12 protein-coding genes are annotated in these 13,411 nt (G+C 57.4%); 7 read left to right on the forward strand and 5 right to left on the reverse strand.

Going from position 1 to position 13,411, the window contains the following annotated elements; genetic code table 11:
* Positions 1–2: 2 nt before the first annotated feature.
* Entirely contained in the window at positions 3–1,028 is a 1,026-nt protein-coding gene (locus ACN0TS_RS11695; protein WP_417259538.1) for a hypothetical protein, read from the forward strand.
* Positions 1,029–1,263: 235 nt separating this feature from the next.
* Here the strand turns inward: ACN0TS_RS11695 and ACN0TS_RS11700 are convergent, their stop codons facing one another.
* The gene (locus ACN0TS_RS11700) at positions 1,264–1,605 is read right to left on the reverse strand and encodes a type II toxin-antitoxin system Phd/YefM family antitoxin (RefSeq protein ID WP_417259539.1); all 342 of its coding nucleotides are present in this window, start codon (positions 1,603–1,605) and stop codon (positions 1,264–1,266) included.
* Between the two features lie 167 nt (positions 1,606–1,772).
* On the opposite strand from ACN0TS_RS11700, the gene ACN0TS_RS11705 reads away from it, so the two are divergent.
* On the forward strand, positions 1,773–1,955 hold the full coding sequence (locus tag ACN0TS_RS11705) for a CTP synthetase (protein ID WP_417259540.1): 183 nt from the start codon (positions 1,773–1,775) through the stop codon (positions 1,953–1,955).
* An 85-nt stretch (positions 1,956–2,040) separates the two neighbouring features.
* Here the strand turns inward: ACN0TS_RS11705 and ACN0TS_RS11710 are convergent, their stop codons facing one another.
* On the reverse strand, positions 2,041–2,823 hold the full coding sequence (locus ACN0TS_RS11710; protein WP_417259541.1) for an alpha/beta fold hydrolase: 783 nt from the start codon (positions 2,821–2,823) through the stop codon (positions 2,041–2,043).
* 53 nt (positions 2,824–2,876) lie between these two features.
* Between ACN0TS_RS11710 and ACN0TS_RS11715 the strand changes: the two genes are divergently transcribed.
* Complete coding sequence (locus ACN0TS_RS11715; protein ID WP_417259542.1) at positions 2,877–3,248, forward strand: hypothetical protein; 372 nt, start codon at positions 2,877–2,879, stop codon at positions 3,246–3,248.
* A gap of 57 nt (positions 3,249–3,305) precedes the next feature.
* On the opposite strand, the gene glyA is transcribed toward ACN0TS_RS11715, so the two are convergent.
* Positions 3,306–4,601 (reverse strand): serine hydroxymethyltransferase, encoded by a 1,296-nt coding sequence (gene glyA, locus ACN0TS_RS11720; protein WP_417259543.1) that lies wholly within the window; start codon positions 4,599–4,601, stop codon positions 3,306–3,308.
* A 245-nt stretch (positions 4,602–4,846) separates the two neighbouring features.
* Here glyA and ACN0TS_RS11725 point away from each other — a divergent pair, with 245 nt between their 5' ends.
* A complete protein-coding gene (locus tag ACN0TS_RS11725; protein WP_417259631.1) occupies positions 4,847–5,608 on the forward strand; it encodes an NAD kinase in 762 nt (253 codons plus the stop codon).
* Positions 5,609–5,683: 75 nt separating this feature from the next.
* Here the strand turns inward: ACN0TS_RS11725 and ACN0TS_RS11730 are convergent, their stop codons facing one another.
* Together ACN0TS_RS11730 and ACN0TS_RS11735 are read right to left on the reverse strand one after the other, a co-directional pair.
* Complete coding sequence (locus tag ACN0TS_RS11730; RefSeq protein ID WP_417259544.1) at positions 5,684–7,573, reverse strand: propionyl-CoA synthetase; 1,890 nt, start codon at positions 7,571–7,573, stop codon at positions 5,684–5,686.
* A gap of 344 nt (positions 7,574–7,917) precedes the next feature.
* A complete protein-coding gene (locus ACN0TS_RS11735) occupies positions 7,918–10,200 on the reverse strand; it encodes an NADP-dependent malic enzyme (protein WP_417259545.1) in 2,283 nt (760 codons plus the stop codon).
* Positions 10,201–10,460: 260 nt separating this feature from the next.
* Here ACN0TS_RS11735 and cdd point away from each other — a divergent pair, with 260 nt between their 5' ends.
* The 3 genes from cdd to ACN0TS_RS11750 are packed head-to-tail and all read left to right on the forward strand — an operon-like array spanning position 10,461 to position 13,373.
* Positions 10,461–10,847 carry a cytidine deaminase gene (cdd, locus tag ACN0TS_RS11740; protein WP_417259546.1) on the forward strand — a complete coding sequence of 129 codons (387 nt, stop codon included), beginning with the start codon at positions 10,461–10,463 and terminating at the stop codon, positions 10,845–10,847.
* A 7-nt stretch (positions 10,848–10,854) separates the two neighbouring features.
* Positions 10,855–12,165, forward strand: coding sequence for a thymidine phosphorylase (locus ACN0TS_RS11745; protein WP_417259547.1), 1,311 nt, complete (start codon positions 10,855–10,857; stop codon positions 12,163–12,165).
* Entirely contained in the window at positions 12,162–13,373 is a 1,212-nt protein-coding gene (locus ACN0TS_RS11750; protein WP_417259548.1) for a phosphopentomutase, read from the forward strand. Before ACN0TS_RS11745 ends, ACN0TS_RS11750 begins: the two co-directional genes overlap by 4 nt.
* Positions 13,374–13,411: the final 38 nt, after the last annotated feature.

Raw genomic sequence — 13,411 nt, forward strand, 5'->3', positions numbered from 1 at the left:
AATTGACGTTTAAAAGAGTTGAGTTTCCCACAAGTATTCGCTTCCGAGACTTGTGTGCATTCTCTTGTGAAGTTGATGACATCCCGCAGCAAGAGAAAGTGCAGTTTGGCACCGAGAAGTTAAGGTTTTTTACACCAACAAGCATGACCATGTTTGCAAAAACATGCAGAGCCAGAGCCCGAAAATTCAAAACGGAGCAGATATTCTATACTGGCCTAAGAAAGCACGACTATGCAAACAATCTTGGTTTCTCAGAAGCCTTGAATTTGAAAGGGAATCCTTATCCTCAAGGCGCATTTGGAGGAAGTACTTACCATCCAATGAGCGCACTTCGCAGAACAAGGTTGGAAAGCCTTGCAGCGGAAAAAGGTATTGAGTTCGGGGATGCAATTCAGATCAGAAGTGCGGAAATAGCCGAGGTTGTATCGCAGTTGCGTTCACCAGAATTACAAAATGCGTTAGCTGACTCCTTTAGGGAAATTTTCAGGAACACGTTTGAGCATGCTGGGGTTAGTGGTGCTATGTTCTGCGCACAATACTGGCCTACAAAACAAACTGTCGAGATTTGTATTTCGGATCGAGGTATGGGGCTTGCGGAATCATTGGCCGAGAATCCGCGACTGGAAGGCCTTTCTGATAGAGAAGCTCTTTATATGTCATTGATGCCGGGGATATCCTCTAAGGCTTGGCGACACAAAAAGAAGAAAGCTCATCAAAGGTCTGATTGGGATAACACGGGGCACGGGCTCTTCTTTGCACATCGTCTTTTTGGCCAGTTGGGAAAATTTGCTATGGCATCTGGAAATCAGGCAATTTTGATTGAGAGAGGCGGTGCCATAGAAGACTTCCGATCGAGAATAGCGGGAACCGTGGTATCAATGCAGTTGGACCTTTCTGATGTTGACCGAATTCAACAATGCATCGTGGACACGCAAAAGCTCGCATTTAAGGTGAAAGAGCGCCTTGGAGTGAAGAACATTGAGTTCAAAAGCGTGAGCAGTTTTCTCAAAGGGGAAATCACTTTCTAACTTGATGTCAGGCGAAGGCCCGCAAAGCATCGGCCAGCGCCCGACCCGCCCCACAGGGCGGGCGCTTTCAGCACCCACCCTCGGGTCAGGCGCTGGGGTGTCATATTTTAAAGACACCATAAGGTTGCGAGCGGGCCGTTAACTGCTGTTTTGGCTTCCGAGCGTTGGCGAACCTAAACCGGCGTTCGCAAGTGTGCGAACGCGTCTGGGTGCTTTGAACGCCGCCCCACGGCGTTCAATCGCTGCTTTGCAGCGACCGCACCCAGACCCAAAAAGCCACCCATTTCTTGTCGCGTCCTTCGCGTCGTGCGGCGTCACGTTCTGCGTCGGCCTCGGCCAGTTTTCTGTCCCACGGCCCGATGCTTCGCCCCGGACGGCGGCCTGTGCGCGGGTTGCGGGGGCCGTTTTCTTCTTCGTCTTGGTGATCCCAGATGCGTTCCAGATCGACCATCGGCACGATGGCGGCGACCGCGCGTCCGTGGCGGCGGATGATGACGTGATCGCCCTGTGTGACGCGCTCCAAAAGCGTGGTCAGCCGTGGGCGCAACTGGCTCAATTTGATTCCAATGTAGGCCATAATGCTCTGTCCCTTTTGCAACATCGGGTCACAAAGTCGGGCAAAAGTTTAAACATCGTGTCACAATGGCGTACGCATTCCGTTTGACGATTGTTTTAGATCAAGGCACGTCAGGCGGCCTGTCGCTACCCCTATGGATGCGCGAACACGAGAGATAGGAGACAGCCATGAACAGGCTTGCCGGTATTCTTTTTTCCCTGATTGCAACGACGTTGATGGGGGTTGGCGTGGTGGTGGCCCTGACCATCGGAATGGACACGCTCAAACCCATTTTGACGGCTGCGGCCATTGGATTTGTTGTAGCGATTCCAGTGACTTGGGTGATCTCGAAAAAGATCGTCGATCTCTAAATCACACCATTTTTAGTTGCGGATTTCACGTCCGTCGCGCCGCAAAATCTGCGTGATTTCTGGCGCGGGGAGGGGCCATGTCCGCCTAGCTCCGCGCGTCAATCGCGTCCATCCATGCGCGGCACGCCGCCTCGAATTCGCGCGGTTTTTCCGCGTGAAGCCAGTGGCCCGTGCCGGGAATAGATGCGAATTTTGCATTAGGAAACAATGCTTTAGTCGCGTCTCTATGGTCGCGTGACACATAGGTGCTTTCGCCGCCCGACACGAAAAAGGCGGGGCCATCGTATTGTGTTGCGACCTCAGGAAAGCCCACGATCTTGGGCATGTCGGCTTCTAAAACGTCATGATTGAGGAGCCATTTTTTCTCTTTAACAACAAGGCTTTGCAGCAAGAATGCCCGCACGCCCGCGTCGGGAATTTTGTCTTTGAGCGCCGCATCCGCCTCCGACCGCCGCTCGATATCGGTCAGGTCCAGATCGCGCATGGCGTGGATCAGGTGACTGTTGTCGTGGCTATAGGCGACAGGTGAAATATCAGCTACAATCAATGACTTAAGCAGATCAGGCCGCGTCAGCGCGAGCAGCATCGCCGCCTTGCCCCCCATCGAATGACCTAAGACATGAAAGGCCCCGTGGGTCGGTGTGAGGTGGTCAAGAACGTCCGCGAGATCCCCCGCCATGTCGGGGTAGGATTGGGTCGCAAACCGCGGGCTTTCCCCGTGATTGCGCATGTCCACAGAGACGACAAGGCGTTGATCTGAAAGACGTTTTGCGATCACGCCCCAGTTGCGCGCAGAGCCGAACAGGCCATGGACGATGAGCAGCGGGGGCAGGTCGGTGGGCGTGCCGGTGGTGATATAATTGAGCATATCCCAGACTTAGTGTCTTGGAGCCGCCGCGAAAAGCCCTTAGTTTCGCAAACATGGAACATTCAATTACCTATCAAGCCACGCAACTGGCCGAACTGATGCAAACCCGTCTCGGCGTGCGTTCGGGCAACGGGTTCGCGGCGAAACTGGCCAAGGCAGGTCGCCGTTTGCCCCGTTGGGCGCGGCGGGATGGTGAGGTGATTGTTCAGGCTATGGCATTGGAATCACACCCGAAATTGTCGCGTCAGATTGATCATGCGCGGGTGGAGCGCGCCGTGGCGAACCTGTCGCGTCACTTAGGCGAGGTTGATCCGGTGCAGCGACGCAAGGCCAAGATTTTGGACCTGATTGCGGGCATCGCCTTTGTCGTGTTTGTGACCATTGGATTGGTGCTTGGCGTCATGATCTGGCGCGGGTTGATCTAAACGCGGCAAATAAAAAGGGGCCCGAAGGCCCCTTTAATGACGTTATGCATCAACCGCTTAGAGGTTTGGGTAAAGCGGGAACTTGGCGCAAAGCGCTTCGACGTCCGCTTTCACTTTGGCCTCAACCTCGGCATTGCCCTCTTCGCCGTTCTGTGCGAGGCCGTCGACGACCTCCACAATCAGATCGGCGATCAAACGGAACTCGGCCTCACCGAACCCGCGCGTGGTGCCTGCGGGCGAGCCAAGACGCACACCAGATGTGACCATTGGGGGCTCGGGGTCAAAGGGGATACCGTTTTTGTTACAGGTGATGTGGGCGCGGCCCAGGGCGTTTTCTGTCGCGTTGCCTTTGACGCCTTTGGGGCGCAGGTCCACGAGCAGAACATGGGTGTCGGTGCCGCCTGTCACGATGTCGAGACCACCTTTCATCAACTGGTCGGCCATGGCTTGGGCGTTCTTCACGACTTGTTCGGCATAGGCTTTGAACTCAGGACGCAAGGCCTCACCGAAGGCCACAGCCTTGGCGGCGATCACATGCATGAGCGGGCCGCCCTGGATGCCGGGGAAGATGGCCGAGTTGACCTTCTTGGCGATCTCGACGTCGTTGGTCAGGATCATGCCACCGCGTGGCCCACGCAAGGTTTTGTGGGTCGTGGTGGTCACAACATCAGCCTGTGGGAAAGGCGAGGGGTGTTGACCGCCTGCGACGAGACCCGCGAAGTGGGCCATATCGACCATGAGATAGGCACCAACGCTGTCGGCAATTTCGCGCATTTTGGCAAAGTCGACCTGACGCGGGATGGCCGAGCCGCCCGCGATGATCATCTTGGGCTTGTGCTCATTGGCGAGCTCTTGGACTTGGTCGTAGTCGATGCGCTGATCCTGTTTGCGCACGCCGTACTGGATTGCGTTGAACCATTTGCCCGACTGGTTGGGCTTGGCGCCGTGGGTCAAGTGACCACCTGCGTCGAGCGACATGCCGAGGATGGTGTCACCTGGTTGAAGCAGTGCTTGGAACACACCTTGGTTGGCTTGCGAGCCCGAGTTCGGCTGAACGTTCACATATTTGCAGCCGAACAATTCCTTGGCACGGTCGCGGGCGAGGTTCTCGGCCACGTCCACAACGTCACAGCCACCGTAGTAGCGACGTCCCGGATAGCCTTCGGCATATTTGTTGGTCAACACGGAGCCTTGCGCCTGCATGACTGCGGCGGAGACGATGTTCTCGGAGGCGATCAATTCGATCTCATCGCGTTGACGACCAAGCTCGTTGGTCAAGACGTCAAAGATCGCGGAGTCGCGTGTGGAAAGGTCTTCGGTAAAGAAACCGGCATCGCGGACGTTGGAAATCATTGGGAGTGCTCCTTGGCAGCAGGGACGTGTCTGCGCGATGTTTAGCCAAAGTGAGCGCCGTGGAAAACCCATAACAGGTGCATAATCATCTTGAACATCACGGTTTTGAGGTCACATGTTGGTCCAAGCGGCCGGCTGCGAGGGCCACAGTGCTGAAAAGACGTGAAAACCTGCTGTCGGTTTGATAGGCAGGCAAAGAAGAGCCACGCGGAGAAAGTCGTGTGTGGGCCACAGAAAGTCGGAATATTATGGTCAAAATCGCTATCACAGCCAGCGAGGCGCAGAGTGCCCAACGGGCGTTGGAACGCCTTGAGGCGCGATACACCCCTGTTGCTGCGGAGGATGCGGACGTGATCGTGGCCTTGGGTGGCGACGGATTTATGCTGCAAACGCTGCACTCGACCATGCATTTGGACACACCTGTTTACGGGATGAATTGCGGCACTGTCGGGTTCTTGATGAACGAGTTCCAAGAAGACGGATTGCGAGATCGCCTAAATCAAGCCGCTGAGGAGGTCATAAACCCTTTGCGGATGACGGCATTAGGTGCTGACGGCGAGATGCATCATGCGCTTGCGATCAACGAGGTCTCGATGCTGCGGGCAGGGCCGCAAGCGGCAAAGTTGCAAGTTTCGGTGGATGGACGGGTGCGTATGGAGGAGTTGGTGTGCGACGGGGTTTTGCTCTCCACGCCTGCGGGCTCGACCGCCTATAACTACTCCGCACGCGGCCCGATTTTGCCGATTGGCTCGGACGTTCTGGCGCTCACGGCGATGGCGGCCTTTCGGCCACGGCGGTGGCGCGGGGCGCTCCTGCCCAAGTCTGCTAAAGTGCGCATAGATGTTCTGGAACCTGAAAAACGGCCTGTGATGTCTGACGCGGATAGCCGCTCCGCGGGCAATGTGCTTTGGGTCGAGATTGCCTCCGAGCCGTCGATCAATCACCGCATTCTATTTGATCCGGGTCACGGGTTGGAGGAGCGGTTGTTGCGCGAGCAGTTCACGTAAATCGCGTCCGTTCTCGACATGTCCACGAAAAAACGCGCCCCGATTGGAGCGCGTTTTTCTGTCTGGAGTGGTGCGTTATTTGGCGTAGCCAATTCCCTGAAGCGCCACTTTGATCTCTTCGAGAATTGCGGGATCGTCGATGGTCGCGGGCATTTTGTAGTCTTCGCCATCCGCGATTTTGACCATCGTTCCGCGCAGGATTTTGCCTGAACGGGTTTTGGGGAGACGGTCGACAATACAGGCCAGTTTGAACGCGGCCACAGGGCCGATCTCGTTGCGCACTGCCGCGACGCATTCTTTGACGATGGTGGCGTGGTCACGCTCGCATCCTTTGTTGAGGCACAAGAACCCCATCGGAATTTGGCCTTTGAGCTCATCCGTCACGCCAATCACGGCGCACTCGGCAACATCGGGGTGCCCCGCGAGAACTTCTTCCATCGCGCCCGTCGAAAGACGGTGGCCTGCGACGTTGATCACGTCATCGGTGCGCGCCATGATATAGAGGTAACCATCCTCGTCCTTCATCCCCGCATCGCCCGTTTCATAGTAGCCGGGGAAAGTATCGAGATAGGACTTCTTATAGCGCTCTTCGGCGTTCCACAGGTTTTGCAATGTGCCGGGGGGCAGGGGCAATTTGATCGCGATGGCCCCGAGTTCGCCATTGGCAACGGGGTGGCCCGCGTCGTCAAGAATGTCGATGTCATAGCCCGGCATCGCGACAGAGGGCGAGCCGATTTTGACGGGCAGTTCCTCAATTCCGATGGGGTTCGCGGCAATCGCCCAGCCCGTTTCGGTTTGCCACCAGTGGTCAATCACGGGGACACCGAGATGTTTTTGCGCCCATTTGATCGTGTCAGGATCGGCGCGTTCCCCCGCAAGGAACAGGGCTTGCAGATCGTGTAGCTTGTAGCGCTTGATCCATTCGCCATCGGGATCTTCGCGTTTGATCGCACGCAAGGCTGTCGGTGCGGTGAAGAAAGATTTAACGCGGTGGTTCTGGATAATTTTCCAGAAGACGCCCGCGTGTGGTGTCCCGATGGGCTTTCCTTCAAACACCAATGTCTCGGCACCCGTGATGAGCGGGCCGTAACAGATGTAGGAGTGACCCACGACCCAACCAACGTCCGAGGCGGCCCAGAACCGTTCCCCCGGTCCGACATTATAGAGGTTTTTCATCGTCCATTGCAGAGCCACAAGGTGCCCGCCCGTGGCGCGAATGACGCCTTTGGGTTGGCCCGTGGTGCCCGAGGTGTAGAGGATATAGGCAGGGTGATTGCCCTCGACAGGGACACAGTCGGCGGGTTTGACGCCGTATTGGAAGCCGTGCCAACTGAAGTCGCGTCCGTCGACGAGTTTGGCAACCTCTTGTTCGCGTTGGAAAATCACACAGAAATCAGGTTTGTGCTCGGCCATATCAATGGCGTCGTCGAGCAGCGGCTTGTAATGTACCACGCGATTTGGCTCGAGGCCGCAAGAGGCCGCGATGATAGCTTTGGGTGTGCAGTCGTTGATCCGAACGGCAAGCTCGTGGGCGGCGAACCCGCCAAAGACAACCGAGTGGACCGCGCCGATGCGGGCACAGGCGAGCATTGCTTCCAACGCTTCGGGAACCATTGGCATGTAGATGATCACGCGGTCGCCTTTTTCGACGCCGCGCATTTTCAGCGCCCCTGCTAGCGAGGCCACACGGTCGCGTAATTCTCGGTATGTGATGCCTTTGGAGGAAAGGGTGATCGGGCTTTCGTGCATGATCGCGATGTTGTCACCGCGGCCCTCGTCAACGTGGCGGTCTACCGCGTTGTAGCACGTGTTGGTCATCCCGTCGGAAAACCATTCGTAAATGGGCGCATTATCATCGAACAAGGCTTTCGATGGTTTCTCGTACCAAAAAATATCCTCGGCGGCCTCCATCCAGAACTTCTCTGGATCGGCCTTCCAAGCGCCGTAAACGTCTGCGTAACCCATATGTGTTCTCCTCACTGATAGCGTGTTTAAGGCGCTTCGATGCCGGCCTGAGGTGCGGTGTCTCAGGACACTGCGCGCATCAGGCGCTACCGTCACACTTTAAACGCTTCCAGTGACCATCGAGCAAGGTCTCCTCCCTGTGCCAGATGGTCACTGATTGCCGACTCTCGCCGTGCAAGCTCTCTACTCGCGTAAGTGTCCTAGCAAAGCAGCCGAGTCGTTTGGAGAAAATGTTGCAAACCTGTGTAGCAATTTGGTTTGCAAAGTTTGCAGATTGCCGCATGTGCAAAACGTGAACCGCCCGCCAATGGCGGGCGGCATGACATGTGAGGTGACGTGAGGCCTTAGCCGTAATGCGCGACGGGCGTGCCTGCGATGGCGGACATGTTGAGCAATCCGCGCGACGTGATCGACGGTGTCACGATATGTGCGCGGTTGCCCATGCCCATCAGGATCGGCCCGACTTCCAAGCCGCCGCCTTTTGTCTTGAGGATGTTGCGCACCCCGGAAGCGGCATCCGCGATGGCAAAGACCAAGGCGTTAGCGGGCCCGTTCAGGCGCGAATGCGGGAAGGAGCGCTCACGCAGGTCGGGGGTCAGCGCACTGTCGATGTGCATCTCACCCTCATAGGCGAAGTCGCGCGGCTCGCTGTCGAGGATAGCAATGGCCTCGCGCATGTTTCGTCCTGTCATGCAGTTGAGGTTGCCGAACTCGGAGTGCGAACACAGCGCAATGTTGGGATCAATGCCAAAGCGGCGGATGTGGCGGGCGGTGGCAATGACCGTCTGGGCGATTTGCGCGGGGGTGGGTTCGGTGTGGACGTGGGTATCCGCGACAAACAATGGCCCGTCTTCGAGGATCATCAAGGAGAGCGCCGCTACGGGGCTCAACTCTTTGGTGCCTAGGATTTGCTCTACATAATTCAGGTGCCACAAATACTGTCCAAAAGTGCCGCAGATCATACTGTCGGCGTGGCCCTCGTGGACCATAATCGCGCCGATGGCTGTGGTGTTGGTGCGCACGATGGCCTTGGCCAGATCGGGTGTTACGCCTCGGCGTTCCATCCGTTTGTGATAGGCCTGCCAGTATTGTTTGTAGCGGCTGTCGTTTTCGGGATTCACGATTTCAAAGTCCACGCCCGGACGGATTTTGAGGCCTGCACGTTCGGCCCGCATGGCGATTACCTCGGGGCGGCCGATCAGGATCGGTTTGTCGGTGGTCTCCTCGATCATCGCCTGGGCGGCCCGCAGAACGCGTTCGTCCTCGCCCTCGGCAAAGGCAATGCGGCGCTCGGCTTGTGAAGCGGCGTGGAATACGGGGCGCATCAGGAGTGCGGATTTGAAGACCGAGTGATCCAAGCTCTCTTTGTAGGCTTTCAGGTCTGCGATTGGACGGGTGGCGACACCGCTTTCCGTCGCTGCGCGGGCCACGGCAGAGGCCACAACCCCCATCAGGCGTGGATCGAACGGTTTGGGGATGAGGTACTCGGGGCCAAAAGTCATGCGCTCGTCTTGGTAAGCCGCGGCGGCCTCCGCAGAGGTCGTCGCACGGGCCAAGGCGGCGATACCTTCGATACAGGCGATTTGCATTTCGTCGTTGATCTCGCTGGCCCCGACATCAAGTGCCCCGCGAAAGATGAACGGGAAACACAGCACGTTGTTGACTTGGTTCGGATAATCCGAGCGCCCTGTCGCGATGATCGCATCAGGTGCGACCTTTTTGACCTCGTCGGGCGATATTTCGGGGGTCGGGTTGGCGAGTGCAAAGATGATCGGCTGTTTGGCCATCTTTTTGACCATCTCAGGTTTCAGGACGCCCGGACCAGACAGGCCAAGGAACATGTCTGCGTCGTGGATCACATCGTCGAGCGTGCGCAGATCGGATTTCTGTGCGTAGGCGGCCTTTTGAGCCGTCATTTCGGTCTCGCGGCCCTCATAGACGAGGCCGTCGATATCGCACAGCCAGACGTTTTCACGCTTGAGCCCGAGTTTCAGCAGCATGTTCAGACAGGCAATCCCCGCCGCTCCGCCACCCGTTGAGACGACTTTGATATCCTCAATCTTCTTGTTCGCGACGCGTAGAGCGTTGGTTGCGGCTGCGCCCACCACAATGGCGGTGCCGTGTTGGTCATCGTGGAAAACAGGGATGTTCATGCGTTCACGACATAATTGTTCAACGATAAAACAATCGGGCGCTTTGATGTCTTCGAGGTTGATCGCGCCAAAGGTCGGCTCAAGTGAACAGACGATATCGGCAAGTTTTTCGGGGTCGCTCTCGTTCACTTCGATGTCAAAGCAATCAATGTTGGCGAACTTCTTGAACAGAACCGCCTTGCCCTCCATCACAGGTTTGGATGCGGCCGCGCCGATATTGCCCAATCCCAGAACAGCGGTGCCGTTTGTGACTACGGCGACAAGGTTGCCGCGCGATGTGTAGCGGCTTGCTGTGCTTGGGTCGTTTTTGATCTCTAAGCAGGCTTCGGCCACACCGGGCGAATAGGCGCGGGAGAGGTCGCGGCCGTTGGCAAGCGGCTTGGTGGCGCGAATTTCGAGTTTTCCGGGCTTGGGGAATTCGTGATAATCGAGCGCCGCTTTGCGTAGACTTCCGTCTCTCTTGTCGTCTGCCATGAGTCTCTCCACCATTTAGTTTAATGCTAAACTAATTTAATCCTGCGCAATTGTCACGTTGCGATCGCTTTGCCCTTACGCGTTTGAGTGGCGGTCACGCAAGTCTCGTGTTGGTCAAAGGGGCGAGGTTAGCGCAAACAAAAGCGTTTTATTGCCTGACGCGGAGTTTTTGCGTCTTGGGGCGGCATCGCGCTTGCATCCCAAGGCCTCAACGCGCAATCTCGACCATGTAGTCAAATATTGCGAAAGGCCCGCGACCGATGTCTTTGATTGATGATGCCAAAGCCGCACAAGGCAAGGCCTATGCGCCCTACTCGAATTTCAAAGTGGGCGCTGCTGTGAAAACGCCGTCCGGTGCGGTTTTTGCCGGCGTCAATGTTGAGAATGCGGCTTACCCTGAGGGCACATGCGCCGAAGCGGGCGCGATTGCGGCGATGATTCTGGGCGGCGAAAAAGAGATCGTCGAAGTGGCCGTGATTGGGTCGAGTGACGAGCCAACGCCACCCTGCGGAGGTTGTCGTCAAAAGCTGCGCGAATTTGCGGCTCCTGATGTGCCCGTCACGATGATGTCGCGTACGGGCAAGACACTCACGCTGACTGTGGGTGAGCTGCTACCCGGAGCCTTTACCACTGACTTTATGGACTGAGGTGACCATGGACGCGCGCCGCATAATTGAAAAGCTCCGTGACCGTATAGACCTCTCGACCGAGGAACTGACGTGGTTCGCGCAAGGCTTGGCTAGTGGTGTTGTGACCGACGCACAGGCAGGGGCCTTTGCTATGGCGGCGCTCTTGAATGGCATGTCTGATCCCGAACGCGTGGCGCTGACCCTTGCGATGCGCGACAGCGGCGGAGTGATGACGTGGGACACTCCTGCGCCGGCGATTGACAAACATTCTACGGGCGGGATCGGCGATTGCGTGTCCTTGCTCCTTGCCCCTGCGCTTGCCGCTTTGGGCGGATTTGTCCCGATGGTGTCAGGACGCGGCCTTGGCCACACGGGTGGGACGCTTGATAAATTGGAGGCCATTCCGGGCCTGAAAACGGAAGTCAGCGAGGAGCGTTTCCGCGAGATCATGACGCAAACGGGGTTTGCTATTGTCTCCGCCACAGGCTCCATCGCGCCCGCCGACAAACGGCTCTATGCGATCCGCGATGTGACGGGGACGGTGGAAAGCATCGACCTGATCACCGCGTCGATCCTGTCCAAGAAACTCGCCGCAGGGCTTGAGGGGTTGGTGCTCGACGTCAAATGCGGATCGGGCGCGTTTATGCACTCCCGCGAAGAGGCGAAGGCCTTGGCTCAAAGCCTTGTCACTACGGCCAACGGGGCAGGGTGCAAAACCTCGGCCCTAATCACGGATATGAACCAACCGCTCTGCCCGTGGATGGGCAACGCGCTTGAAATCATGGCGGTGATGGAGGCGATGACGAGCGGCGAGGTTGATAATATCCTGTGCGATCTCACCTGTGCTTTGGGCGGCGAATTGATGTTGCTGTCGGGCATGTCCGAGGATGCGGATCAGGCCGCACTTGCCGTGCGCGGCACGCTACAAGATGGTTCTGCCGCCGAGCGGTTTGGCGAAATGGTCCGTGCGATGGGCGGGCCGCGCGACTTTGTGGACCTGTGGCGCGACCGTTTGCCATCGGCCCCTGTGGTGCGCGATGTGACGGCTAAGGATGCGGGCTATGTGTCGGGTATGGATGGTCATGCGCTTGGCATGGCTGTGGTCCACCTTGGTGGTGGGCGCCTCAAGGGCGGTGACAAAATCGACCCTGCCGTGGGCTTTTCCAACTTTAGCATGGTCGGGGATTGCCTTGGGTCTAATGACCTCATCGCGACCATCCATGCGCGAAATGAGGCAGATGCCAACCGTGCCGAAGCGGCCATTCGTGCAGCTGTGACATTCGGGACAGAGCCGCCAGAGGCGCTGCCGCTGATCTATGAAAAGGTGACGCTATGAGCCGTGCATTTTTAATCGTGTTGGATTCTGTGGGCCTTGGCGGCGCACCTGATGCGGATAAGTTTTTCAATGGTGATGTGCCTGACACGGGGGCCAATACACTCGCTCACATCGCGCAGGCTTGTGCGGCGGGACAGGCCGAAGAGGGCCGCACGGGACCGCTTCATCTGCCCAATCTGGACGCGCTTGGCCTTGGTGCTGCGATTGGCGTGGCCACATCGGATTCTGCGCCAAACCTGTCCACCACCCCGCGTGGACTTTACGGGGCTGCAACTGAAATTTCGCAGGGCAAGGATACGCCCTCGGGGCATTGGGAATTGGCGGGCGTGCCCGTGCCGTGGGAGTGGGGCTATTTTCCAAAAACCGAGCCATCCTTTCCGCAAGAGATCATGGATTTGACTGCACGTCTGTGCGGGGCAGGTGGCACACTGGCCAATTGCCATGCGTCGGGCACGCAGGTGATTGATGATTTCGGTGCCGAGCATGTCAAAACGGGGTGGCCGATTTGCTATACGTCGGTGGACAGCGTGATGCAGATCGCCGCGCACGAAGAGCATTTCGGCCTAGATCGCCTGCTTAAACTTTGTGAAGATCTCGCGCCCACGCTGCATGAGATGAAAATCGGGCGGGTGATTGCGCGGCCTTTTGTCGGCAATGAGACCGACGGGTTCTCACGCACCCTGAACCGTCACGATTACGCCATTGCCCCACCGTCGCCGACGATTTGCGATTGGGCCCATGACGCAGGGCGCAAGGTCTACGCAGTTGGCAAGATTGGCGACATCTTCTCTATGCGCGGAATTGACGAGGTGCGCAAAGGCGCGGATGTCACGCTCTTTGATCACTTGTGCGATTTCATGGAGGAGGCCGAAGATGGCGCGTTCACATTTGCCAACTTTGTCGAATTCGACAGCCTTTACGGACACCGCCGCGATGTGTCGGGTTATGCGCGTCATCTCGAATGGTTCGATGCGCAAATTCCGCGCCTGATGGAACGCGCGCGTGAGGGGGACTTGATCTTGTTCACCGCCGATCACGGCAACGATCCGACGTGGAGCGGCACTGACCACACCCGCGAGATGGTGCCTGTTGTCGGCCACGGTGTCGGGGCGCGAGCTATCGGCAAGGTGGCCTTTGTCGATGTGGCGGCTTCCATCGCAGCCCATCTCGAAATTGAAAATCACGGACCAGGGACGTCGTTCCTTTGACCCCAACACTTGCACCCCTTCCTGCCAGACCGAGGACT

Origin of the sequence: Celeribacter sp., from assembly GCF_048266405.1 — a bacterium.
Taxonomy (GTDB): domain Bacteria; phylum Pseudomonadota; class Alphaproteobacteria; order Rhodobacterales; family Rhodobacteraceae; genus Celeribacter.